26 protein-coding genes and 1 tRNA gene are annotated in these 23,870 nt (G+C 57.6%); 9 read left to right on the top strand and 18 right to left on the bottom strand.

Annotated features, from left to right (window positions below):
• Positions 1-1,258: 1,258 nt before the first annotated feature.
• Positions 1,259-1,390, top strand: a complete 132-nt coding sequence (locus BTJ39_RS25320; RefSeq protein ID WP_277869801.1) for a hypothetical protein — start codon at positions 1,259-1,261, stop codon at positions 1,388-1,390.
• 16 nt (positions 1,391-1,406) lie between these two features.
• Here BTJ39_RS25320 and BTJ39_RS23030 read toward each other — a convergent pair whose 3' ends face one another.
• Complete coding sequence (locus BTJ39_RS23030) at positions 1,407-1,841, bottom strand: multidrug/biocide efflux PACE transporter (RefSeq protein ID WP_078005019.1); 435 nt, start codon at positions 1,839-1,841, stop codon at positions 1,407-1,409.
• Between the two features lie 84 nt (positions 1,842-1,925).
• On the opposite strand from BTJ39_RS23030, the gene BTJ39_RS23035 reads away from it, so the two are divergent.
• Complete coding sequence (locus BTJ39_RS23035) at positions 1,926-2,795, top strand: LysR family transcriptional regulator (RefSeq protein WP_078005020.1); 870 nt, start codon at positions 1,926-1,928, stop codon at positions 2,793-2,795.
• A gap of 3 nt (positions 2,796-2,798) precedes the next feature.
• Here the strand turns inward: BTJ39_RS23035 and ybaK are convergent, their stop codons facing one another.
• The 3 genes from ybaK to copA form a co-directional block, all read right to left on the bottom strand.
• The gene (ybaK, locus tag BTJ39_RS23040; RefSeq protein ID WP_078005021.1) at positions 2,799-3,275 is read right to left on the bottom strand and encodes a Cys-tRNA(Pro)/Cys-tRNA(Cys) deacylase YbaK; all 477 of its coding nucleotides are present in this window, start codon (positions 3,273-3,275) and stop codon (positions 2,799-2,801) included.
• A 175-nt stretch (positions 3,276-3,450) separates the two neighbouring features.
• On the bottom strand, positions 3,451-4,251 hold the full coding sequence (locus BTJ39_RS23045; protein WP_078005022.1) for a TraB/GumN family protein: 801 nt from the start codon (positions 4,249-4,251) through the stop codon (positions 3,451-3,453).
• 65 nt (positions 4,252-4,316) lie between these two features.
• Positions 4,317-6,827 carry a copper-exporting P-type ATPase CopA gene (gene copA / locus BTJ39_RS23050; RefSeq protein ID WP_078005023.1) on the bottom strand — a complete coding sequence of 837 codons (2,511 nt, stop codon included), beginning with the start codon at positions 6,825-6,827 and terminating at the stop codon, positions 4,317-4,319.
• An 86-nt stretch (positions 6,828-6,913) separates the two neighbouring features.
• Here copA and cueR point away from each other — a divergent pair, with 86 nt between their 5' ends.
• Positions 6,914-7,318 (top strand): Cu(I)-responsive transcriptional regulator, encoded by a 405-nt coding sequence (gene cueR / locus BTJ39_RS23055; protein ID WP_078005024.1) that lies wholly within the window; start codon positions 6,914-6,916, stop codon positions 7,316-7,318.
• Positions 7,319-7,343: 25 nt separating this feature from the next.
• On the opposite strand, the gene BTJ39_RS23060 is transcribed toward cueR, so the two are convergent.
• The 3 genes from BTJ39_RS23060 to tesA all read right to left on the bottom strand — a co-directional run bounded on the left by BTJ39_RS23060 (position 7,344) and on the right by tesA (position 9,710).
• Positions 7,344-8,201, bottom strand: coding sequence for a co-chaperone YbbN (locus BTJ39_RS23060; RefSeq protein ID WP_078005025.1), 858 nt, complete (start codon positions 8,199-8,201; stop codon positions 7,344-7,346).
• An 80-nt stretch (positions 8,202-8,281) separates the two neighbouring features.
• A complete protein-coding gene (locus BTJ39_RS23065) occupies positions 8,282-9,055 on the bottom strand; it encodes an SDR family oxidoreductase (RefSeq protein ID WP_078005026.1) in 774 nt (257 codons plus the stop codon).
• 31 nt (positions 9,056-9,086) lie between these two features.
• Positions 9,087-9,710 (bottom strand): multifunctional acyl-CoA thioesterase I/protease I/lysophospholipase L1, encoded by a 624-nt coding sequence (gene tesA / locus BTJ39_RS23070; RefSeq protein ID WP_078005027.1) that lies wholly within the window; start codon positions 9,708-9,710, stop codon positions 9,087-9,089.
• Between tesA and ybbA the strand changes: the two genes are divergently transcribed.
• Positions 9,681-10,367, top strand: a complete 687-nt coding sequence (ybbA, locus tag BTJ39_RS23075) for a putative ABC transporter ATP-binding protein YbbA (RefSeq protein WP_078005028.1) — start codon at positions 9,681-9,683, stop codon at positions 10,365-10,367. The genes tesA and ybbA overlap by 30 nt on opposite strands.
• Positions 10,364-12,781: a putative ABC transporter permease subunit YbbP gene (gene ybbP, locus BTJ39_RS23080; RefSeq protein ID WP_078005029.1), complete on the top strand. Its 2,418-nt coding sequence runs from the start codon at positions 10,364-10,366 to the stop codon at positions 12,779-12,781. Before ybbA ends, ybbP begins: the two co-directional genes overlap by 4 nt.
• Positions 12,782-12,962: 181 nt before the next feature.
• Here the strand turns inward: ybbP and purK are convergent, their stop codons facing one another.
• From purK to ppiB, 4 genes are all read right to left on the bottom strand, one after another.
• Positions 12,963-14,030 carry a 5-(carboxyamino)imidazole ribonucleotide synthase gene (gene purK, locus BTJ39_RS23085; protein WP_078005030.1) on the bottom strand — a complete coding sequence of 356 codons (1,068 nt, stop codon included), beginning with the start codon at positions 14,028-14,030 and terminating at the stop codon, positions 12,963-12,965.
• Positions 14,027-14,536, bottom strand: a complete 510-nt coding sequence (gene purE, locus BTJ39_RS23090; protein ID WP_078005031.1) for a 5-(carboxyamino)imidazole ribonucleotide mutase — start codon at positions 14,534-14,536, stop codon at positions 14,027-14,029. Before purE ends, purK begins: the two co-directional genes overlap by 4 nt.
• 144 nt (positions 14,537-14,680) lie before the next feature.
• Positions 14,681-15,406, bottom strand: coding sequence for a UDP-2,3-diacylglucosamine diphosphatase (lpxH, locus tag BTJ39_RS23095; RefSeq protein ID WP_078005032.1), 726 nt, complete (start codon positions 15,404-15,406; stop codon positions 14,681-14,683).
• Complete coding sequence (gene ppiB / locus BTJ39_RS23100; protein ID WP_078005033.1) at positions 15,406-15,900, bottom strand: peptidylprolyl isomerase B; 495 nt, start codon at positions 15,898-15,900, stop codon at positions 15,406-15,408. The genes lpxH and ppiB overlap by 1 nt, the downstream gene beginning before the upstream one ends.
• Before the next feature lie 216 nt (positions 15,901-16,116).
• On the opposite strand from ppiB, the gene cysS reads away from it, so the two are divergent.
• Together cysS and BTJ39_RS23110 are read left to right on the top strand one after the other, a co-directional pair.
• Positions 16,117-17,502, top strand: a complete 1,386-nt coding sequence (gene cysS, locus BTJ39_RS23105) for a cysteine--tRNA ligase (protein ID WP_078005034.1) — start codon at positions 16,117-16,119, stop codon at positions 17,500-17,502.
• Positions 17,503-17,548: 46 nt separating this feature from the next.
• Complete coding sequence (locus tag BTJ39_RS23110; protein ID WP_078005035.1) at positions 17,549-18,637, top strand: AAA family ATPase; 1,089 nt, start codon at positions 17,549-17,551, stop codon at positions 18,635-18,637.
• 14 nt (positions 18,638-18,651) lie between these two features.
• Here BTJ39_RS23110 and ybcJ read toward each other — a convergent pair whose 3' ends face one another.
• Together ybcJ and folD are read right to left on the bottom strand one after the other, a co-directional pair.
• Positions 18,652-18,864 (bottom strand): ribosome-associated protein YbcJ, encoded by a 213-nt coding sequence (gene ybcJ, locus BTJ39_RS23115; RefSeq protein ID WP_078005036.1) that lies wholly within the window; start codon positions 18,862-18,864, stop codon positions 18,652-18,654.
• Positions 18,864-19,730 carry a bifunctional methylenetetrahydrofolate dehydrogenase/methenyltetrahydrofolate cyclohydrolase FolD gene (gene folD, locus BTJ39_RS23120; RefSeq protein ID WP_078005037.1) on the bottom strand — a complete coding sequence of 289 codons (867 nt, stop codon included), beginning with the start codon at positions 19,728-19,730 and terminating at the stop codon, positions 18,864-18,866. Before folD ends, ybcJ begins: the two co-directional genes overlap by 1 nt.
• A 165-nt stretch (positions 19,731-19,895) precedes the next feature.
• Between folD and BTJ39_RS23125 the strand changes: the two genes are divergently transcribed.
• Both BTJ39_RS23125 and BTJ39_RS23130 read left to right on the top strand, forming a co-directional pair.
• Positions 19,896-20,393, top strand: coding sequence for a DUF1198 family protein (locus BTJ39_RS23125; protein ID WP_078005038.1), 498 nt, complete (start codon positions 19,896-19,898; stop codon positions 20,391-20,393).
• 99 nt (positions 20,394-20,492) lie between these two features.
• A tRNA-Arg gene (locus BTJ39_RS23130) sits at positions 20,493-20,569 on the top strand.
• A gap of 15 nt (positions 20,570-20,584) precedes the next feature.
• On the opposite strand, the gene BTJ39_RS23135 is transcribed toward BTJ39_RS23130, so the two are convergent.
• From BTJ39_RS23135 to BTJ39_RS24985, 5 genes are all read right to left on the bottom strand, one after another.
• A complete protein-coding gene (locus BTJ39_RS23135) occupies positions 20,585-21,748 on the bottom strand; it encodes a tyrosine-type recombinase/integrase (RefSeq protein WP_078005039.1) in 1,164 nt (387 codons plus the stop codon).
• Positions 21,749-22,270: 522 nt separating this feature from the next.
• A complete protein-coding gene (locus tag BTJ39_RS23150) occupies positions 22,271-22,480 on the bottom strand; it encodes a hypothetical protein (RefSeq protein ID WP_078005041.1) in 210 nt (69 codons plus the stop codon).
• Between the two features lie 178 nt (positions 22,481-22,658).
• Complete coding sequence (locus BTJ39_RS23155) at positions 22,659-23,156, bottom strand: hypothetical protein (RefSeq protein ID WP_078005042.1); 498 nt, start codon at positions 23,154-23,156, stop codon at positions 22,659-22,661.
• Positions 23,156-23,461, bottom strand: coding sequence for a hypothetical protein (locus BTJ39_RS23160; protein ID WP_078005043.1), 306 nt, complete (start codon positions 23,459-23,461; stop codon positions 23,156-23,158). Before BTJ39_RS23160 ends, BTJ39_RS23155 begins: the two co-directional genes overlap by 1 nt.
• Positions 23,451-23,870 (bottom strand): hypothetical protein (locus BTJ39_RS24985; RefSeq protein WP_176110415.1); only part of this gene is annotated, 420 nt, incomplete at its 5' end. The genes BTJ39_RS24985 and BTJ39_RS23160, both read right to left, overlap by 11 nt.

The following is a 23,870-nucleotide window of genomic DNA, read 5'->3' on the forward strand; positions in this document are numbered from 1 at the left end:
GAAACCGTGTTATAAGAACTGATTGTATTTTAATCTAATTTGCACGAATTTCTGCACTCACCATCACCATACCCGCGAGTGCAGAAATTCATCCAAATCAGTGCAGAAAATTTTTCGCCGCTACAGGCTGGCTGATTTATTCACCTTAGGTGGGTTGTTTATTTCACCTATGGTGGGTTGTTCCGTTCGCCTGCACGGCAGGTGCCATAGTTGCCCGCCGCTGCGGGCGACCGGCAAGGGACCATCAAACGTCATGGCCCCTTGACCCAGGACTTCCGGCAGTTTCTGCGTGGCTGCGCCCTTCCCTCACGCATGTAGCCCGCCGTACGGGCCGTTCGCGATGCGTTCCCGACGCAGCGCTTACTTCCGCCGCTTCCTTGCGGCTCACCCTGGCGGGCTTCATTCGCTCGGCGCAGAAAAGCCTGTTGATACAGGTTTGTGAGAAACGGCATCCGTTTTTAATCGATAACGGCGTTATGACGGGTGGCTGATTTCTTCACCGCCGGTGGGTTGTTCCGTTCGCCTGGCAGACGGGTGGCTTATTTCACCTGCGGTGAAGTATTCCGTTCGCCTGTGCGGCGAGTGGCTTATTTGCCCGCCGCTGCGGGCGAGCGGCAAGGGGCCATCAAACGTCATGGCCCCTTGACCCCGGACTTCCGGCGGTTTCTGCGTGGCTGCGCCATTCCCTTGCTACTTCAGCCCGCCGTACGGGCCGTTCGCGATGCGTTCCCGACGCAGCGCTCACTTTCGCCGCCTCCCTGCGGCTCACCCTGGCGGGCTTTATTCGCTCGGCGCAGAAAAGCCTGATAACGCAGGTTTGTGAGAAATGGCATTCGTTTTTAATCGATAACACCGTGGGCATAGATTTGCTGAAGTCGGCATCCGTTTTAATCAATGAAGGCGTTGGGTGCGGGTTTTTGACGACAGTGATTATTTTCTGCTTAAAAGCTAAGGTGAGGTTGCTGGTGTTTAACCCGGCGCAGACCTGCTTTTATCTTTTTACTTAAAGCGATGAGGAAGTTTACGGGGGAGGAGAAGGCCCGGCTGATTTCAGCAGGCTCGCGGCCAGGGATGGCCGTGCGCCAGGCCACACGGACGTGCTTGTGCCGGTGCGGAAAGCAGCCGGGCCTTCTGCGACCCGAGTGCCGGGCTTGCAGCAATGAGGGTATGCCGTTTGCATAGTTCGCCACACGGACGTGCTTGTGCCGGTGCGGAAAGCAGTCGGGCCTTCTGTGACCTGGGTGCCGGGCATGCAGCAATGAGGGTATGCCGTTTGCCCGCCGTACGGGCCGTTCCCGACGCCGCGCTCACTTTCGCCGCCTCCCTGCGGCTCACCCTGGCGGGCTTCATTCGCCTGGCGCAGAAAAGCCTGTTGGCGCAGGGTTGTTAGAAACGGCATCCGTTTTTTATTGAGAGCAACATTGTCGTCTGGCCAGCAGGCGCGCGCGCAGGCGATCGTAAGCCCAGTTATACAGCATGGTAAACGGCAGGAAGAGCAGGAAGAATGCAATTTCCAGCACAAATGCCTGGAGCAGCGTAATCTTCAGCATCAGGGCTGCCGTTGGCAGGCCGATTAAAATAAATCCACCCTCAAAGCCTAAAGCGTGCAGCACGCGCACGAGCGGGCTTCGTGCCTCGCCTGGTGGATACAGGCGGTCGAATCCGGCGTTGTAAATCATGTTCCAGATCATCGCCAGCGTCGACAGCATTATTGCCAGCGAGCCCATCAGGAACAGGGGCTTGTTCATCACCCAGGCGGCCAGGGGTGAAACGGTCACAATCGCCAGCACCTCAAAGGTAACAGCGTGAATTATACGCTCTTTCATTGTACGGTTACGCATAATGCCTCCTTAAAAACAGCCATCATTTTCTCCTGGGTTTTTGCTAGAATGAAATTAGTAGCCATCGAAAAAAGCGATAGATAAATGCGTTATTCACCGGAATCACTGGAAGCATTCGTGCAGACTGTCGAAAGCGGCTCCTTTTCGGCTGCCGCCCGGACGTTACGTAAAAGTCAGTCCACCATTAGCAGCGCCGTGGCTAATCTGGAAAGCGATCTTGGATTCACCCTGTTTCATCGCGAAGGGCGAGCTACGGTGTTAACTGAACAGGGAACGCGCGCGCTGGCGCAGGTTAAAGAAATCTTGCAGGCCAGTGCCCGGCTGGATGAGCTGGCCGTACGGCTGGCCGGCGGCATCGAGCCGGGCCTGACGCTGGCGGTTTCTGATTTCTGGCAGGCGGATCATCATGAGCTGCTGCTACGCGAGCTGACTCAACGCTATCCTGACATTGAGTTTGAATGCATGATTGCTGAAGATGAAGACGTCATCGATCTGCTACAGCAGGGCCGGGTACATGTCGGCGTGGTGCGGGCCCAGCACGTTTATCCGTCGGATATTATGACCGCGCGTTTGCAGGTCGAAAGCCAGATGGCTATCTATCTGCATAGCAGTCATCCGCTGGCCGCGCAGCGCTCGGTGACCGAGCAAGAGCTGAGTAAAGTCCGTCAGCTGCGCCTCAATACCTATCTGGAAAAATCGCCGCTGCCGCCGTCTCCTGGCAGCTGGCTGGCCTCGTCCTATCCGCTACTGCTGGAAATGGCGGAGCAGGGGTTTGGCTGGAGCGTTCTGCCGCGCTGGCTGGTAGAGCAGTTTGGTCACCGGCAGTTAAAGGAACTGCCAGTAAAAAGCTGGCCGCAAAAGATTCAGGTGGACGCCGTATGGTCGCGACGTTCGCCGCCCGGACCCGCCGGGCGTTGGATCGTTGACTGGCTGGTTGCGCAGCCGCCGCGTTGATGATCAGTCTTTAGCGATGTCAGCAAAGGTGGCCGCAAGCAGATCGGCCAGATCGGCAGGCGCCAGCTCTATATCCAGCCCGCGCTTGCCGCCCGAAACAAAGACGGTGGCGTACTGCCCGGCGCTGCTGTCGATGACCGTCGGCAGGCGCTTTTTTTGCCCCAGAGGGCTGATGCCGCCAAGCAGGTAGCCCGTTACCCGCTGCGCCAGCTGCGGATCGGCCATATCCGCCTTTTTCGCCGCCAGCGCTTTGGCAACCTTTTTCAGATCCAGCAACGCCGCGACCGGCGTGACCGCGACCGCCAGCTGCTTTGCATCGCCGTTCAGGGCGACCAGCAGCGTTTTATACACCTGGGCTGGATCAAGATTCAGTTTGCGTACGGCTTCATCACCGAAATTGGTTTCCTGGCTGTCGTGTTCGTAAGGGTGCAGCGTAAAGGAAATGTGGTGTTGCTCCAGAAGTTTTACCGCAGGGGTCATAACGGTTGGTTCCTTAAACCTGTTAGCAGCAGGCAGAGTGATGAAAAAAAGAGCTGGCTAAAAATTGCGCTTTGGGTGACAATGCGCTCCGCGTCAGCAAACCGCTTGCTGATCAATAACCAGAATCAAAAGCACCTATTCTTTGACAGGCCAGTAGCAACACTGGCCTTCTTTTTTAGCGTTTTTTCAGCAAATCCGCCAGATTATGCTCGCCGTAAAGATGCAGCGCGCCGACGGCGACCACATAGTTGCCCGCCGGCAGTTCCCGCAGTTTCTGGTTCCAGAGATCGTTGCGGCTATCCATCAGCAGATCGTTCAGCCCGCTGCTGAAGGTGCTGGGCAGGGGTGAGTCAGGATTGCCCGGCGGTACATCCAGCCACCAGCTAATCATCGTCTGAAGCAGCCTGGCGTTGGTATGCCAGTGCATCAGCGTATCTGCCAGCAGTGGCAGCCCCCCCTCCGGCAGCGCCTCCAGCAGGCTCAGCTGCGTCTGCGGTCCTTCCAGCTCAATCACCTGCTGCCCGCGACCATGGGCCGATGACAACAGCTGATAGTCAATGCCGTATTCGGCGCGCAGCCCGAGCTGCTGTGCCTGCTGCGCTTGCAGCATCAGCGCGACCTGCCAGGCGGGCAGCGTTGAGATAACCCCGGTATCAATGCCCAGTTCGCCGCAGAGCTTGCTGAGCTGCTGCCAGTGAGCGGGGCTGAGGCGAGACTCCAGCGGCTCGCAGGGCGCGCTGTGGCCGAAGGGTGAGATGCCAGAGGTGATATCCGCTTCAACAATCAAGGCATCGGCCTGCAGCAGCTTTTTTAGCAAGGCCGGGGGCAGCGGCTGCATATCCCGCGTCCCCATATGAATGCTGCCAACCAGATGAAAATGACTGCCGCCCAGACGGATATCGATGGCAGGCCAGCTGTAACGTCCCGGCAGAAGTGCCTTAAATAAGGTCTGAATTGCCCTGCCAAATTTGCCCATTACCGCCTCCCGCGTTTAGTTTTAACATGCTACCTGCTTACGGGCGGTAAGAACAGCGGTCAGCCTTAGTCTGCTTTATCGGGACGAAAGCGCAGCAGGCGATTGGCATTTGCCACCACGGTGATGGATGAGAGCGCCATCGCCGCGCCGGCAACTACCGGGCTTAGCAGCGTGCCCGTCAGCGGCCAGAGAACCCCGGCTGCCAGCGGAATGCCGCAGGCGTTATAGAAAAATGCGCCCAGCAGATTCTGCTTCATATTGCGCAGGGTGGCGCGCGACAGCGCCAGCGCATCGACCACGCTGCCGGGATGGGGACGCATTAACGTGATGCCGGCGCTTTCCACCGCGATGTCGCTGCCGCTGCCGATTGCCATTCCTAACTCTGCCTGCGCCAGCGCGGGCGCATCGTTGATGCCGTCGCCAATCATCGCCACCTGATGTCCCTGCTGCTGCAACTGGCGGATCGCTGCCGCTTTACCCTCCGGGCGCACGCCGGCAATCACCCGATCGATACCGGCTTCACGGGCAATGGCGCTGGCGGTGATCGGATTATCGCCGGTCAACATGATGAGCTGATAGCCCTGCTGATGGAGACGCGCCAGCGCGGGCTGGCTCTCATCCCGCAGCGGATCGCGTAGCGAGAACAGGGCGATGACCTTGCCGTCGGCGGCCAGCAGCACCGGTGTTGCGCCGCGTTCTGCCTGCGCGCGTAGCCGATCGGCAACCGGCTGCGTGGCGATATCCGCCTGACGCAGAAAGTCTTCGTTGCCCAGCAGCAGGCTGCGTCCCGCAACGCTGCCGCTGACGCCCAGCCCGCCCGCCTGGCGGAAGTGCTCTACCTGCGGCAGCTCCATGCCTTCAGCGCGCCGCAGGATAGCCTGCGCCAGCGGATGAGCGGAGCCCTGCTCCAGCGCGGCTGCCCAGCTTAGCGCCTGCTTTTCGCTCACGCTTTGCCAGGTCTCAATAGAAATAACTTCCGCGATGCCTTTGGTCAGCGTGCCGGTCTTATCAAAAACCAGGGTATCGACGCTGCTGGCCCGCTGCAGGGCATCGGCATCGCGAACCAGTATGCCAAGCTCCGCTGCGCGGCCAGTGCCGGCGATCACCGCCATCGGCGTAGCCAGCCCAAGCGCGCAGGGGCAGGCGATAATTAATACCGTGGTGGCGACCACCAGGCTGTAGACCAGATGGGGCGATGGCCCCACCAGCGCCCAGATAGCTGCGCTGATTAGCGCTATTGCGACCACTACCGGCACGAAAACGGCGGAAATACGGTCGGCCAGCTGACCGAGACGCGGTTTGCTGCTTTGCGCCTGCTGTACCAGCTGAATAATGCGGGCCAGGGTAGTTTGCTTACCTACCGCGCTGGCATGAAACAGCACGCTGCCGTCCTGAACCACGGTACCGGCAGACAGTGGGTCACCCGGTTTTTTATGCTGCGGCAGCGCCTCGCCGGTAAGCATCGCTTCATCGATCCAGGCTTCTCCCTGAATGATATCGCCGTCCACCGGTACCCGATCGCCGGGCATCACTCGCAGCGTCATGCCCGTCTGCACTTCGCTGAGTGGCTGCTGGCGCTCGCTGCCGTTTTCCACCACCCTTGCCATCGGTGGCGTTAAATCCATCAGGCGCTCAAGCGCCCGGGAAGAGCGCTGGCGCGCCCGCTGCTCCAGCAGATGGCCGAGGTTGATTAAGCCGATTATCATCGCGCTGGCTTCATAGTAGAGGTGACGCGCTTCGACCGGCACCCGATCGGGCCACAGGTTGACGCTGATTGAGTATATCCATGCCACGCCGGTGCCCAGGGCGACCAGGGTATCCATTGTCGCGCTGCCGTTGCGCAGGCTGCGCCAGGCGCTGCGGTAAAAATGCCCACCCGCCAGTACCATCACCAGCAGCGTGGCAACGCCAATCGCCAGCCAGCCGCTGCGGTTGGCTGAGGTCAGCATCATATTGTCGCCGATCATTCCCCAGAGCATCAGTGGCACGCCGAGGGTCAGTGCCAGCGCTGATTGCCATGCATAGCGGCGCACCGCGCGGCGAGCGGTGTCCTGCTGTTTCGCGCGGCGGCTTTCATCATCTTCAATCGCCTCCGCGTCATAGCCCGCCTGCTGCACGGCGGCTATCAGCCGTTGTGGATCGGTCTCGCCCAGCACCAGCGCGCTGCGATCCGCCAGGTTAACCCTGGCCTGGCGAACGCCGGTAACGGCGTTCAAGGCTTTTTCCACCCGGCTGACACAGCTGGCGCAGCTCATTCCGTCTATCAGTAAATGGTAGGTTTCATCGCTTGCCGGAAGCCGTTGATTGTCCGCTGCCAGCGCTTCCGGCGGCTGATGGCTGTCTGCCAGCGGTTCAGTTTTTGGGGAGGTGCTGCCGTTAGCGATAGCGGCGTGGTAGCCGGCATTTTCAATATCGGCGACCAGTGCTTCCGCGCTGGCTTCACCCGTTACTCTGGCTTCATTCAGCGACACCTCAGCGTCCTGTACATCACTGCGCTGTTCGAGCACCTCTTTTACCCGTTTAACGCAGTGGCCGCAGGAAAGGCCCTCCAGACTAAGCAAAATAGTGTGAGACATGTTTGACTCCTGTAGTTTGTAATCCTGCTTTGCTAGTGCTATCAAGGTTAGACCTTCCATCAAGGTTAAGGTCAAGGAGTAAAAGCGTGAATATCAGCGATGTGGCAAAACGCACCGGGCTGACCAATAAGGCCATCCGTTTTTATGAGGAAAAGGGGCTGGTAACGCCGCCGCTGCGCAGCGAGAACGGCTATCGCCGCTACGATGCCCGGCATATTGAAGAGCTGACGCTGCTGCGTCAGGCGCGCCAGGTGGGCTTTAATCTGGACGAATGCCGCGAGATGGTGCAGCTGTTTAATAATCCACAGCGGCATAGCGCAGACGTCAAAAAGCGCACCCTGCAAAAGGTCGCGGAGATTGAAAATCACATTGCCGAGCTAAACCGGATGCGAACGCGTCTGCTGACGCTGGCGGAGCAATGTCCGGGAGATGACAGCGCCGATTGCCCGATAATTAATAATCTGGCGGGCTGCTGCGCCGGTAAAAAATAGCGGCGGGCATTGCCCGCCGCGCCGATCAGTAAAGCAGGGAGTAGAGCTGACGGCGGTATTTAGCCGCCAGTGCGTCGCCGGTGCCGAGCGCCGCCAGAATTTCCTGTAGCATTTTGCGCGCCTGGCCGTCGGCGGCGGCTAAATCTTTTTTCAGGAAGCTGAACAGTAACTCCAGCGCCTCTTCGTTACGCCCGACCTGATGCAGCTGCAGCGCCAGCTTGCTAGCCAGCTCGGCGTTTTCCGGTTCGCTTTCCAGCTGCTGCTGCAGCTGCTGAATTTCCGGGGTGTCTGCCGCCTGCTTCAATAAGTCAATTTGTGCAATTAATCCCTGATAGCGCGTGTCCTGGTCCTGCAGCGGTACGACCTTCAACACCGCCTCTGCCTCTTCGCTGCGGTTTAAGACGATCAGCACTTCGGCCAGCAAAAAGCCGATTTCACTGCTCTGGTTGCTGAGCTGCCAGGCCTCTTTTAGCAGCGGCAGCGCTTCCAGGTGTTTGCCTTCATCCATCAGCGCCAGCGCTTCCTGCGCTTTCAGCTCTTCAGGCTTCGGCAGCACTTTTTCCAGCAGCGCGCGGATAGCTTCTTCAGGCTGCGGTCCCTGGAATCCATCGACGGGCTGCCCATTCTGGAACAGATAAACGGTTGGGATGGCGCGCAGGCCGAACTGGGACGCGACCGCTTGCTCGGCGTCGCAATCCAGCTTAGCGAGGATAAACTGTCCCGCATATTCCTGCGCCAGTCGGTCCAGCACCGGCGTCAGCTGTTCACAGTGCTGGCTGCGCGCTGACCAGAAGTAAAACAGCACCGGCATTTGCATGGATTGTTCCAGCGTCTGGTGCAGATTCGACTCGGTAATATTAATAACGGTAGCTTGTGGTGACATGCGGAAAGTCTCTTTTAACTGGGTTTCGATCACTTATGGGGGCATTGCCGCGATGATCAAGGGGCAAGATCCCTGTTGGTTTATTTTACACGCAGTATCCGATCCATTATCGCCGCTGGCAGCAGGCGGCGCAAAACGGTTATTGCCCAGGCCACTAAGGTTACCGGATAGCGCAGTCTTGGATGTCGGCTTTCCAGCGCGTGACGCAGCGGCGGTAGTATCGCCTCGGCCGGCAGGGTAAAACGGGCGGCGATACCGGGATTTTTCACCGGCTTATCGTGGCGGGTCTGATTGACGTTAGCGGTGAAGCTGCTGGCAATCGGACCGGGTTCGATCAGGCTGACGCGAATGCCGCTGCCGTGCAGCTCATGGCGCAACGCATCGTTCCAGGCTTCCAGCGCATACTTGCTGGCCGCATAGGCGCCGCGACCGGCGGTTGAAATCAGGCCCATCACCGAGCTGGTGTTAATAATGCGCCCCTCTCCCTGCGCCAGCATAGCCGGCAGCAGTTGCATGGTCAGCTGATGGGTACCAAACAGATTGGTGGAAAACTGCTGCTCAAGCTGCTGGCGGCTAACCGTTTGCAAATCACCATAAACGCCGTAGCCGCCGTTATTGAACAGGCCATACAGGCGATTATTACAGGCAGCCAGCACCTCCTGTGCGGCGCGATCCACGCTTTGCGCATCGTCTAAATCGAGCTGAATGCCGGTAAAACCCAGCTGATTCATGCGCTCCACATCTTCAGCTTTACGACAAGCGGCCAGAACCTGATAGCCGCGTTGCAGCAAATCATTGGCGGCGGCAAGGCCGATACCACTGGAACATCCGGTAATTAATACCGCTTTTTGCATAACTTTACCTGTCAGGGGAACGAAGCCCGTTTTATTCGTGTTTAACTAACGGCTTAAGCGCGTTATCCATTAGCCCGGTAATAAAAGGCTGCGCGTCCGGGTTAGGGTGAATACCGTCCTGTTGCATCCACTCTGGCTTAACGTAAACCTGCTCCATAAAAAATGGCACCAGCGGAACGTCGTTTTTACGGGCAAGCTCAGGGTAGATAGCGCTGAAGGCCTCGGTATAGCGCCGACCATAGTTAGCGGGCAGGCGGATCTGCATCAGCATTGGCTGTGCGTGCGCTGCCTTAACCGCATCGATGGCTTTTTGCAGGTCGCTGGCGATATTCTGTGGCGGAAATCCCCGCAGGCCATCGTTGCCGCCCAGCTCAATAAGAACCCAGGTCGGCTGATGCTGCTTCAGCAACGCGGGCAGACGCGCCAGTCCCTGCGCGGCGGTATCGCCGCTTATGCTACCGTTAATCACTTCAGGAGCGTGTTGCCACTTGTCGTTTAGCAGGTGCGGCCAGGCGACCCCGGCCGGCATCCTATACCCGGCGCTGAGACTGTCGCCGAGAACCAGTAACTTTTGCGCCGCGCCAGCCGGCACGGCAAACAGGGTTAATAATAACAGGAACAGGTAATGCCAGCGGAAAACATTGTTGAAGTTCATCGTCTTAGTAAGTCCGTCGGTCAGGGGGAAAATCAGCTCTCCATCCTTACCGGAGTTGAGCTGGTTGTCAAACCAGCGCAAAGCATCGCCCTGATTGGCGAGTCAGGTTCGGGTAAGTCGACGCTATTAGGCATCCTTGCCGGGTTGGATGATGGCAGTGATGGTGAAGTGATGCTGATGGGACAACCGCTGCATCGGTTAAACGAAGAACAGCGCGCCGCGCTGCGGGCGCAGCATGTTGGCTTCGTGTTTCAGTCATTCATGCTGGTGCCGACTCTGAATGCGCTGGAGAACGTTCAGCTGCCGGCGCTGCTGCGCGGCGAAAGCGATAAGCGCAGCCGCCAGCAGGCCAGAGCGCTGCTGGAGCAGCTGGGGCTTGGCGAGCGTTTACAGCATTTGCCCGCACAACTCTCCGGCGGTGAGCAGCAGCGGGTAGCGCTGGCGCGGGCATTCAGCGGGCGTCCTGGCCTGCTGTTCGCCGATGAACCTACCGGTAATCTTGATCGCCACACCGGCGAGCGCATTGCTGATTTACTGTTTTCGCTTAACCGCGATCATGCCACAACCTTAATCCTGGTAACCCATGACGAACAGCTGGCCGCCCGCTGCCAGCGTCGTCTGCGCCTGCGCGATGGCAAATTATGGGAGGAGTCATGATCGCCCGCTGGTTTTGGCGCGAACTGCGCTCGCCCTCGTTGCTGATTGTCTGGCTGGCGCTCAGCCTGGCGGTGGCCTGCGTGCTGGCGTTAGGATCAATCGGCGATCGCATGGAAAAAGGACTCACCCAGCAAAGCCGGGATTTCATGGCTGGCGACCGCACCCTTAGCTCGCCGCGCGAGGCGCCATCAGCATGGCTTGAGCAGGCGCAAAAGGCTGGCTTGCAGGTCAGCCGGCAGCTCAGCTTTATGACCATGACGTTTGCCGCTGACAGCCCGCAGCTGGCGTCGGTGAAAGCCGTTGACGATCGCTACCCGATGTTCGGCACGCTGCAAACCGAGCCGCCGGGTCTTAAGCCGCAGGCAGGCACGGTGCTGGTGGCGCCGCGGCTGCTGGCGCTGCTGGGGCTAAAAACCGGCGACAGCCTGGAGGTTGGTGACACCCGTCTGCGCGTGGCCGGTGAGGTCATTCTGGAACCGGATGGCGGCTTCAATCCTTTTCAGACCGCGCCCCGGGTATTGATGAATCTGGCCGACGTCGCGGCCACCGGCGCGGTGCAGCCCGGTAGCCGCCTGACCTGGCGCTATAAATTTTCCGGCAATCCCAGTCAGTTAGCCGCTTACGATAGCTACATAGAGCAGCATATCCGCCCGGATCAGCGCTGGCTCAGCGTGGAGAATTCGCAGGATGCGCTGGGGCTTTCCATGCAGCGAGCCCAGCAGTTTTTACTGCTGTCGGCGCTGTTGACGCTGATGCTGGCGATTGCCGCCGTTGCGGTCGCAATGAGCCACTACGGCCGCAGCCGTTACGATCTGGTCGCGGTGCTGAAAACCCTCGGCGCCGGTAAAGCGATGCTGCGTAAACTGCTTATCGGCCAGTGGCTGGCAATCCTGCTGCTGGCCGCCGTCAGCGGCGCGCTGGTCGGTCAGGGCGTTGAAGCGCTGCTGCTGGTGATGCTCAAACCGGTGTTGCCCGCCGCCTTACCCGCCGCCAGCGGCTGGCCGTGGCTGTGGGCGCTGGGCTCGCTGTTCGTCATTTCGCTGCTGGTGGGGCTGCGTCCCTGGCGTTTGCTGCTGGCAACCCAGCCGCTGCGGGTGCTGCGCCGCGATGCCATAGCCCGGGTCTGGCCGCTGAAATATTATCTGCCAGCGGCAGCGCTGATCGTGGTGGCAATGCTGGCGCTGCTGGTCGGCGGCAGCAAGCTGCTATGGGCCCTTTCGGGCGGTATCGTGCTGCTGGCCCTGATGCTGGCGGTGCTAGGATGGCTGGTGTTGCAGGGGCTGCGGCGGTTAAACGTACGCCAGCTGGCGCTGCGGCTGGCGATTAACCGACTGCTGCGCCAGCCGTGGGTGACCCTCAGCCAGCTGGCGACGTTTTCACTCTCTTTTATGCTGCTGGCGCTGCTGCTGATTATGCGCGGCGATCTGTTGGACCGCTGGCAGCAGCAGCTGCCGCCAGACAGCCCTAACTATTTTTTGCTCAATCTGACGGCGGAACAGGTGCCGCAGGTGCAGGATTTTCTGCGCCAGCATCAGATTACGCCGCAGCGGTTTTATCCTATCGTACGCGCCAGGCTGACCCAACTGAATCACCAGCCAGCCGATCCGAATCTCGACAATGCGCTGAATCGTGAGCTGAACCTGACCTGGGGCGATAGCCTGCCGCCGCAGAACCCGCTGGTCAGCGGCAGCTGGCCGCCGCGTGCCGGTGAGGTTTCGGTGGAGCAGGGCGTGGCGGAACGGCTTGGCGTCGGCATCGGCGATACCCTGACATTTACCGGCGATACGCAGGATTTTTCGGCGAAAATAACCAGCCTGCGCAAGGTGGACTGGGAAAACCTGCGGCCCAATTTTTTCTTTATCTTCCCACCCGGCGCGCTCGACGAGCAGCCGCAAAGCTGGCTGACCAGCTTCCGCCTGCATGACAACAATCCGCTGTTGGTTCAGCTAAATCGCGCTTTCCCGACCCTGAGTCTGCTCGACGTTGGCAACATCCTGCGCCAGGTTGGTCAGGTGCTGAATCAGGTTAGTCGGGCGCTGGAGGTGATGGTGGTGCTGGTGATAGCCTGTGGCCTGCTATTGCTGCTGGCGCAGATTCAGGTCGGGATGCGCCAGCGGCGTCAGGAACTGATGGTATACCGTACCCTTGGCGCCGGTAAGCGCCTGCTACAGCGCACGCTGTGGAGTGAGTTTGCTCTGCTGGGGCTGATATCCGGGGTCGCGGCGACCATCGGCGCTGAAGCCGCGCTCTGGGGTTTGCAGCGTAAGGTCTTTGATTTTCCCTGGGAGCCAGACTGGGCGCTGTGGCTGACCTTGCCGCTGACCGGCGCGCTGCTGCTGGCGCTGTGCGGAGGCTGGCTCGGCGTGCGTCTGCTTAAGGGCAAAGCGCTGTACCGCCTGTATAACGCGGAATAGCCGATGCAACGACGCGTTAGCTAAGCGATAGCGTAACCTGCCGGTAGGGGAAGGTCATCCGGCAGGCTTTGCGCCAAGGCAAAATGCTGTCGGGGCAGGCCCGCATTAGCGGCGGGCAGCCGCAGACTCGCTGCGGCTGATTCAGGCATTATTCTCGGATGGCGCGCCAGACAGCGCCAGATTACGCCAGCCGACTCAGCGCCCAGCTAATGCCGGAAGCGTACTCTTGCGGCAGCATCGACTGCAACGCTTTCAGGGTCAGGCTGAGGGTCATCGCATCCGGATGGCTGAGATTAAGGTGGCCGACCTTACGGGCGGAACGCACTTCTTTTTCATACCAGTGCAGATGCACCAGCGGCAGGTCGAGCCACTGATAATCCAGCTCGGTGCCGATCAGGTTAACCATAACGGCCGGCGAGCTGACCACCGGCGTCGGTAGCGGCAGCTCGAGAATGGCGCGCAGATGCAATTCAAACTGGCTGATTGAGGCGCCGTTTTGCGTCCAGTGGCCGCTGTTGTGTACGCGCGGCGCCAGTTCGTTAATCAACAGTCCGTCGGCGACGATAAAGCACTCCATCGCCATTACGCCGACGTAGCTGAGCTGGTTCATGATGGCGCTCAGCATATGCTCAGCCTGACGCTGAAGCCGTTCATCCGGCTCCGGCAGCGCCACGCTGGTGCGCAGAATGCCCTCCTGATGCAAATTGTGCGTCAGTGGATAAAATACCGTGCTGCCGTCATTGGCGCGGGCGCCGACCAGCGACACTTCGCCGGAGAAATTAATCCCCTGCTCAACGATACATTCACCGTAACATTCAGCGGGCAGGCTGGCGACCTCATCGGCGCGCAGGCGCCACTGACCGCGACCATCGTAGCCGCCGGTACGGCGCTTAACGATGGCCAGTTCGCCCAGCCGGGTAAAAATCTGCGGCCATTCGGCTTCATCCTGCAGCAGTTGCCAGGGCGCGGTGGCCAGCCCCAGTTCATCCAGCAGCTGCTTTTGCGTCAGGCGATCCGCCAGGCGTGGAAAGATGTCACGGTTAACGAACGCGCTGTGGCTTGCCAGCTCGCGGGTTAACGCCGTCTCTGGCCAGCGCTCGATTTCAGCGGTGATGACGCTTTGTTGAATCGGCAATGATTCCGGCTGTGCGTCGGTGCCGACCGGAAAGACCGCGATGCCCAGCGGTTCGCCCGCCTGGCGCAGCATACGGCCAAGCTGGCCGTTGCCCAGTACGCAAACCGGCTTCATGCCTGCGCCCTCGGATCGGGATTTTCCAGCACCTCATCGCTCTGGCGTTGCCGCCAGTCCGCCAGTCGCTGTGACAGCGGTGCATCGTGCAGCGCCAGGATCTGCGCTGCCAGCAGGGCAGCGTTAGCCGCGCCGGCTTTACCGATCGCCAGAGTGCCAACCGGGATGCCGCGCGGCATCTGCACGATGGAATACAGGCTGTCAACGCCGCTAAGCGCCGCGCTCTGAACCGGCACGCCAAGCACCGGCACCAGCGTTTTAGCCGCCAGCATGCCCGGAAGATGCGCCGCGCCGCCGGCGCCGGCGATAATCACCTGATGGCCGTTATCAGCGGCCTGCCCGGCAAAGCTGAACAGTTTATCTGGCGTGCGGTGCGCTGAGACCACTTCAACGTGATAGGACACCTGCAGACTATCGAGGATCTCAGCGGCAAAGCTCATGGTTGCCCAGTCGCTTTTAGAACCCATAACGATAGCGATACGGGCCGGTGTGGCGGTTGAAGACATGCGGTCAGGCTCCTGTGATTATCAGCCTGCTGAACGATAACGCAGGCATCTGGCGGTCAGTATGAAGGGCACAGAGAATAGCACGTCCAACGGGCAAGGAAAACGGTTGCGTTGGCGCGCTGGCAACATCCGTCCCGGAGAAATTTACAGTGGAAAAGCGATGAACTGCGCGCCGTCAGGGGTCACTTTTATCATTGAACCCTCATGATGCCAGGCGCCGAGCACCATGCGTTCGGCCGCAGCATGGTTTACCTCTAAGGCGTGTACGGCGGGACGATGAGTATGGCCGTGTATCAGACGCTGCACCTGATAATGCGTCATTACCTGTTCAACCGCCTGCTGATTAACATCCATGATTTCCAGCGATTTGTGCTGATTCGCCTGACGGCTATTATTGCGCATGCGGCTGGCGATGCGCTGGCGCACGGCAAGGGGCAGGGCAAGGAACAGGCGTTGCAGCCAGCGCCGGTGAACCTGACGGCGAAAACGCTGATAGCCAGCATCATCGGTGCATAAGGTATCGCCGTGCATAATCAGTAGCCGCTGATCGTACAGATTGACGATCTGCTCAGCAGGTAGCAGTTGCATACCGGCCCTGCGCGCAAAGCGCTGACCCAGCAGAAAATCCCGGTTGCCGTGAATAAAGTAGCAGCGCACGCCGCTCTCACTGAGTTGACGAAGCGCGGCGGCAACCTGCTGATGCAGCGGGTTAGGATCGTCATCGCCAATCCATACCTCAAACAGATCGCCAAGAATATAAAGCGCATCCGCGCCCGGCGCCTCGCGAGCGAGAAAGGAAAGAAAACCGGCAGTAATTGCCGGTTCGTCTTGTGACAGATGAATATCTGCAATAAAAAGCGTGGCGGGCATTATTCGTTGATAGTCACTTTCTCAATAACCACGTCTTCTTTCGGCACGTCCTGATGCATGCCGCTGCGGCCGGTGGAAACGCCTTTGATTTTATCGACCACGTCCATACCTTCAACCACTTCGGCAAATACGCAGTAACCCCAACCCTGCAGGCTTTCATCACGGAAGTTCAGGAAGTCATTATCGACCACGTTGATGAAAAACTGCGCGGTGGCGGAGTGCGGAGCCTGAGTACGGGCCATTGCCAGCGTGCCACGGGTGTTTTTTACGCCGTTGTTTGCTTCGTTTTTGATTTCATCTTTCGTCGCTTTTTGTTTCATGCCTGGCTCAAAACCGCCGCCCTGAACCATAAAGCCATTAATCACCCGGTGGAAGATGGTGTTGTCGTAAAAACCTTCACGACAGTAATCCAGGAAGTTCTGAACGGTGGCGGGCGCTTTGTCATCAAAGGTTTTGATCACGATATTGCCGTGGTTTGTCTGGAAAGTAACCATAATCTGTTCCTGTAAAGGTTAACGTCTCGCATTCCCGTGGGCGCTCTGACCCCGGGCTCAATCAGCATCGACTTATATCACAAAATGCCCTCTGGCGTCAGCACCCGACCTGGACGGAGAATTCCTGTTTACCGTAGCGCTCACGACAACACCAGGGCACAATAAGAGAACAGAGCTGCATTAACTTATAACCACACGTACGAACGGAATGTCTCAATGCTAAAGATTTTTAACACCCTGAGTCGTCAAAAAGAGGAATTTAAACCCATTCATGCCGGTAAGGTGGGCATGTACGTGTGTGGTATCACCGTTTACGATCTCTGTCATATCGGCCATGGCCGTACTTTTGTCGCTTTTGACGTCATTGCGCGCTATTTGCGTTATCTCGGCTTTGACCTGAAATATGTGCGCAATATTACCGATATTGACGACAAAATTATCCTGCGCGCTAATGAGAACGGTGAAAGCGTTGAGCAGCTGACTAACCGGATGATCGCCGAGATGCATCGCGATTTTAGCGCGCTGAATATTCTGCCGCCGGATCTCGAACCGCGTGCCACCCGCCATATCGCTGAAATCATCGAAATGACTGAAAAGCTGATCGCCCGCGATCATGCCTATGTGGCGAAGAACGGCGACGTTTTGTTCGCCGTTGACAGCGATGCCGACTATGGTCAGCTTTCGCGTCAGGATCTTGAACAGCTGCAGGCAGGCGCCCGCGTCGAGGTCGCGGAGGTGAAGCGCAACCCGATGGATTTTGTGCTGTGGAAAATGGCCAAAGAAGGCGAGCCGAGCTGGTCGTCGCCGTGGGGCGCAGGGCGCCCGGGATGGCATATTGAGTGCTCGGCGATGAACTGCAAGCAGCTGGGTGAACATTTCGATCTGCACGGCGGTGGTTCCGACCTGATGTTTCCCCATCATGAGAACGAGCTGGCGCAGTCCAGCTGTGCGCATGAAGGCACCTACGTCAATTACTGGATGCACTCCGGCATGGTGATGATCGATCGGGAAAAGATGTCCAAATCACTGGGCAACTTTTTTACCGTACGCGACGTGCTGCAGCATTTTGACGCCGAAACGGTGCGCTATTTTCTGCTGTCGGGCCACTATCGCAGCCAGCTCAACTACGGCGAAGATAATCTGGTGCAGGCCCGTGCCGCGCTGGAGCGGCTTTACACCGCGCTGCGTCACACCGATCCGAACGCTGCCGTCGCCGGTGGAGAAGCGTTCGAAGCGCGGTTTCGCGAGGCAATGGACGACGACTTCAACACGCCGGAAGCTTATTCCGTGCTGTTCGATCTGGCTCGCGAAGTCAATCGCCTGAAAGGCGAAGACAGCGCGGCGGCCAACGGTCTGGCTGCTCGCCTGCGTCAGCTTGGTGCGGTGCTGGGCCTGCTGGAGCAGAGTCCTGAACAGTTCCTGCAAAGCGGCGCGCAGCAAAATGATGATGAAGTGGCGCAAATCGAAGCGCTAATCCAGGCTCGTCTGGACGCTCGCAAAGATAAAGCATGGGCCAAAGCCGACGAAGCCCGCGACCGGCTGACGGCGATGGGCATCGTGCTGGAAGATGGACCTCAGGGCACCACCTGGCGACGCAAATAGTTAACCCGCCCTCGTTACCGGGGGCGCTTACTTTTTTATTGTCATTATGTCGATAAACAAGCTCACCCTGGCAGGCTTTCGCTCAGTACGTAACATTGAGCTGGAGCTGGCGCAGCTCAACGTTATCAGCGGCCCTAACGGCTGCGGCAAATCCAACCTGTATAAAGCGGTGCGCCTGCTGCACGAGGCCGCCTGCGGCCGTCTTTCGTCGGCGCTGGCGGAAGAGGGCGGTATCCAGAAAGCCATGTGGGCCGGCGGACTGCGTCGCGGCGACAAGCGCAGCGATGCCAAACGCCTGATGCTGGCCGTTGAGATGGACGATTTTGACTACCAGCTGGAAATCGGCTTTCCCGAACCGCTGATCAGCCTGTTTAACCTCGATCCGCTGGTAAAAAAAGAGGGCGTCTGGCAAACCGGCTTCCGTCGGCGTCCTTCCTCTCAACTGCTCGACAGACAAAATCAGACGGCGTTCCTCAGTAATATCAATGGGGAGCGCGTTGCCTATCCGGCCAGTCTGCATCCGGAAGATTCGGTATTCGGTCAGCTGGCGGAGCCACATCTTTACCCGGAGATCTCACAGGTTCGCGAAAGCCTGCGCAGCTGGCGTTTCTATCATGAGTTCGCCGTCTGGCCTCATTCGCCGCTGCGATCGCCGCAGGTGGGGATTCGTTCGCCGGTGCTGGCCCATGACGGCGCCAATCTGGCGGCGGCCTTCGAGACCATCCGCGAACGCGGCCATTACGAACTGCTGGAACATATTCTGCAGCAGGCGTTTGCCGACAGCCGCTTTTTTGTTGAAGAACAGAGCGGACGCTTTCAGATAATGATGGAGCGTAGCGGCATACTGCGTCCGCTGGAGAGCGCTGAGCTTTCCGACGGCACGCTGCGCTTTCTGTGCCTGGTGGTGGCGCTGCTCAGCCCGCGTCCACCGGCGTTTATGGCGCTGAACGAGCCGGAGAACAGCTTGCATCCCGACATGCTGCCCTCGCTGGCGCTGCTGATTGGTGAAGCCAGCCGCTACAGCCAGCTCTGGGTCACCAGCCATTCACCAACGCTGGCGGAGCTGATAGCCCGCCACGTCGAAGTGAAGCACTATACGCTGGCGCAGCGGGAAGGGGAGACGGTGATAATTTGAGAGCGCGTCGCTGATTACTGCACCACGGTAACGCGCTGACCGGCAAAGGCCACCGTCTGACCCGGCAAAACTTTGCAGCGCTTGCGGGTTTCCACCTGGCCGTCGACCGTTACCAGCCCGGCGTCGATAGTGCCTTTTGCCGCCGCGCCGCTCTCCACCCAGCCTTCCAGCTTCAGCAGATCGCAAAGATCGACATGCGCATGTTTACCCAGAGAAAACGTCGCCATTACTGCGCCTCCCGATCGTGAAATTCTTCACAGGCCTGTAGCGTATTCTGAATGAGCGTCGCCACCGTCATCGGACCTACGCCGCCGGGAACCGGCGTTATCCAGGCCGCGCGCTCCGCCGCCTGGTCAAAGATCACATCGCCCACCACCTTGCCGCTTTCCAGCCGGTTAATGCCGACGTCAATCACGATAGCGCCGGGTTTGATCCACTCGCCGGGAATAAAACCCGGTTTGCCAACGGCGACAATCAGCAGGTCAGCATGCTCAACGTGATGACGTAAATCGCGGGTAAACCGATGGGTGACGGTTGTGGTGCAGCCAGAAAGCAGCAGCTCCATACTCATCGGCCGGCCAACGATATTTGACGCGCCCACCACCACCGCGTTCAGGCCGTAGGTGTCGATGTTGTAACGCTCAAGCAGGGTCACGATGCCGCGAGGCGTGCAGGGGCGCAGCTTGGGCGCGCGCTGACACAGACGCCCGACGTTATATGGATGAAAACCATCGACGTCTTTATCCGGTGCGATACGTTCCAGCACCTTGACGTTATCAATACCTGCCGGCAGCGGCAGCTGCACCAGAATGCCATCGATCGCGCGGTCATCATTCAGCGCATCGATCAACGCCAGCAGCTCCGCCTCGCTGGTTGCGGCGGGCAGATCGTAGGAGCGGGAAATAAAACCGACTTCTTCGCAGGCGCGACGTTTACTGCCGACATAAATCTGTGAAGCGGGGTTTTCTCCCACCAGTACCACCGCCAGACCCGGCGCCCGCTTGCCCGCCGCTACGCGCTGGCGCACCTTTTCGGCCACTTCCAGACGAACCTGCTGAGCAACGGCTTTACCATCAATAATTTTTGCGACCATCAGAGAGGCAACTCACCTGTAGAGAATTAATACCAAGATGGGGGTATTTTGTCAGAAGCGCGGGCGGCTGTCAGGCAAGAAATGGTTCTGACTCAGACAAACGGCGCTTTTGCTTACCGCAAATAGCTTCTATTATGCAAGGCTGACTCATAAGCAGGCCCGGTGATGATTTGGTTAATGCTGACCACGCTTGTCGTGGTGTTTATTATTGGATTTCGGCTGCTGACGGCCGCGTCACGTCACTCAGCGCAGGCGCTGAGCAAACGTCTTAACGTTCCGCCGGTACACGTTGAATCACTGCTTTCGCTGATGGGGAAAAACGCAGCGCAGGAATTTACCGACTACATCGCCCGCGATGACGAAGATACGATGCGTAACGCCGCGGTGGTGCTGCTGATCTGGCAGGTATTTATCGTCGATAGCAGCGAAGAGAACCAGCTGCGCTGGCGCTACATCCTGCGCAAAGCCGGCATCCCTGCCGACATCAGCCGCCAGCAGATGCTGCTGGCACTCGGCTTTTTGCGCCAACTGGAACCGGACAGCCGGGAAATGAACGCGTTTCGCGAAGCTTACAATGCACACTTTAAGCCCGATCCCATCGACAGTATGCCGGCAGAACAGAATCTCATCTCGCTTGACGAACATCGTGACGGACGCAGCTAACGAGGCGTATTGGTCATAACCTCGTCACTTCGCATGGGGTCAATGGCAAAAGCATTGACTCGACAGGCTGTCACCGTATAATTCGACCCACTCTACTATGCGCCCTTAGCTCAGCTGGATAGAGCACCGGCCTTCTAAGCCGTAGGTCACAGGTTCGAATCCTGTAGGGCGTGCCATTATAAATCAATCAGTTATCTCTTACCTCCCACTTCAATTTTTTCCACATGGGACAGATTTGGGACGCAAGCGCTAAAAATCGCATCGATTTGCCTCGCGTGCTCGGTTAAATGATTAGGTGCCAGGTGCGCATATCGCTGAACCATTTCGATGCTCTCCCATCCCCCCATTTCCTGAAGCGCCGATAACGGAACGCCGGCCTGAATTAACCAGCTCGCCCACGTATGCCTCAGGTCGTGGAAGCGAAAATCCTCAATACCTGCCCGTTTAAGTGCTGCCCGCCATGCCGTATTTGAATCTACCCGCATTTTCCTTACCGCCGCCGTAGTAGTCCCGTCATTGCGTTTAACGGCTTCGGTGTGAACGAACACCCAGCTGTTATGCCTTCCTATCTGCCGGCGCAGCACCGAGCAAGCCAGATCATTCAGCGCTACGCCAATAGCTCTGCCTGATTTGCTTTCCTCCGGATAAATCCATGCCACCTTGCGCTGCATGTCAATTTGCTGCCATTTCAGATCGACTATGTTTGACCGGCGCAGGCCTGTCGCCAGAGCGAACTCTACGGTAGACTTCAGCGGTTCAGGGCATTCATCAATCAGGCGCTGGGCTTCAACGGGTTCGAGCCACCGAACCCGCTTATTCCTTTCCTGTGGCACTTTGATAATGGGAGACCTTTCAATCCACTTCCACTCCCGCTCAGCTGCACGCATCATAGCTTTCATTAATGCCAGGTGCTTTGCTTTGGTAGAGATTGAAACGGCAGCCGGTTTATACTCCCCGATATCCAGTCCCTTCTTCGCCATTGAAACAGCGCGCTGCTCCCACCGCTCTCTTGCCTTTCGGTTGGTCATCCTGCCGACTGCGGCGTAAATCTTCGCCTCACTAATATCCTTCAGCAACACACCTTCAAAATGCATAAGCCAGAATCCAATCCGGCCTTTATCTGCATCAAGTGATTTCTTATGCGCCTTTTCTTCAAGCCAGCGCAGGCATGCTTCTTCAAACGTAACGTCCGGGAAATCTCCCAGTCGCTCTATTCTCCATAACTCAGCTTTTCGCCGGTCGTGCAGCTCCTGAGCTTGCTTTCGGTCCGTTGTCCCAAGAGACTCTTTAATCCTTTTGCCGACCGGCGTTGTGTAGCTGCCGTACCAGACATTCCCTCTACGGAATAATGACATGTTTTCTCCTTCTCATGTGCATCACCCGCGCTCACGGCGACAGTGTGCAACGGATTATTCAGCGCGGCAATACATGCCTGGCGAGTGAATAAAAAAGGGGATTTCGGTTTTTCGGGGTTTTTCCTCGTGTAAACAATGCGACCTGACCTGCACCATTGGCTTAATGTATCGGTATCAATGCCAATGAAATCAGCCGCCTGCTGCCTGCTAAGGCTGAATCGCTCCATATTTGCCTCGCGTCATAATTTAGAAAAAAGTTCATAACAGATAACCACTATTACAGCGGCAATCAGGATATGGGTCAGGGTTATCATTCTCGCTCTCTCAGTACTCCGTTAATCACACCAATAGCCCATAGCAAATCGACCAGCCTGAATGCCGGGGCTATTTTCTCGTAGTAGGATTTGATGATTGGTCGGGATATGTCGTCGCGATTAGCGGAGGGGTTGGCTGCTATTGCGTATTTGATTGCATCGTTACATTGTCGTGCCACGGCGCGGAGCGCGTTCTGCTTCTCTGCATTCACATCACCCTCTGGCTCTGCGCCCTCAGATATTGCTGGTGGTCGTCACGGCAATCGCTATCGCAGTATGCGCCGGTTGATATTGTCTCGCGGCACCAATGGCATTCTCCGGTGTAAATCAGGGGTGTGCGTGTACGGTTAGCAAGTGCAATTTCAATTGTCTGCTGCTGACGGGCTACTGCTTCGTCTATCGGGTCTGCAAAATTCATATTTATCTCCAGGCGTAAAAAAACCGCTTTCGCGGCTATCGGTAAACGGCTGAACACTCCAGCGTCACTTTGCGTCGCTCTAAAATTGCAGCTTTGACGCTTTCGCATTCTTCGAGGGAGTAGATTTCATCACTAACGGGGAGGGGAGTAGCAGAGAGCATCAGGAGGACGTAGCCGATTAGCATTTATCCTCCGGCGTGGCTGCCAGTAATTTATCTATTTGAGTGCAAATTGATGAAAGCTCATCGAATTCATTCTTCCATCTACCAACGTCAATGTGACTTCCAAAGCTGGCAACATAACTGGATTTCTCAAAATGGGCAGCGCTGCGCAAATTTTCTAATAATTCAACCGGCACCAGTTTCCAACCGGCAGATACAGCTGGCGCTGGTGGGTCGGAGTAAAATTTATTAACTTCGATGCGGAATATATCTCCCTCACTTGGCGATCTCTCCGCGCCACCGTAAAGCCACGGATGGGTAACACCACTGTGTTTGTTAACCAGCCTGTGTGCATACGCAGCAGGCTCAGCCGTCAGCGAGGCGAGGGAGATTTGACGAAGATGCAAATCCATTTTCATTAAAATAGATTCAGGCCACATATCCACACACCTTTCCAAATGTGCAATTTCCTCTTTGCAGTATTCAACCAGCCCCGCTTTTTCTGATTCAGTCATTAGTTTGTGCTCCAGCTATCTTCAATTGCGACGCCGAGGCGATGTAGCCAATCGGCCAGCTTCAGCATTGATTCCCGATTACTAAGTTGTTCTGGAAAATTATCAAGAGCTATCGCTGGTTTAAATCGTCCAAAGGAGTCTTGTTCGACAGTCAAAAATTGCTCCAGTACCGTTCCGCTGACGCTGCTGTTATGCCTGACAAAATAAACAGACCGTGATTTTTTCGTCTCAGGGTCGAATTTGTATTCAGTGAGTATCATCTGACAGCGCCCACGGTTATTGCCGAGCCAACGATTAATCGACATATGGAGTACTCCCGCTGTTGAGGCGCAGCACCTCGTCAATGCAGCTATTCCAGACCATATCCGCTTCGCTGGAGGCAGTGCCGTCTGCATCATAATGTTTATCCGGCACAGCAATCTGCAGAGATTCCAGCGTGCTGCGGATCTCGTTGATACTGTCTTGCGCCTCGAAATATCCCGCTGCGTTCCTGACGTCTACGCAGGTTAGGCAAACCCAATCAATCAGTTTGCCTGTTAGGACAGCAGGTTTCCCATCCGGCACAGCAACCGGGGCGCGATACTGATGCAGCGCCGCCAGCTCTTTCTCTGCTGTTTCGGCTCGTTGTTCAAGCTCCCTTATCGTCTCCCCCATATGCATATTCGATTTGATATGATTGGATTTTAGGGTGGATACCTCTTCCATTAATTCGAG

The sequence above is a fragment of the Izhakiella australiensis genome (assembly GCF_002006995.1).
GTDB lineage: Bacteria > Pseudomonadota > Gammaproteobacteria > Enterobacterales > Enterobacteriaceae > Izhakiella > Izhakiella australiensis.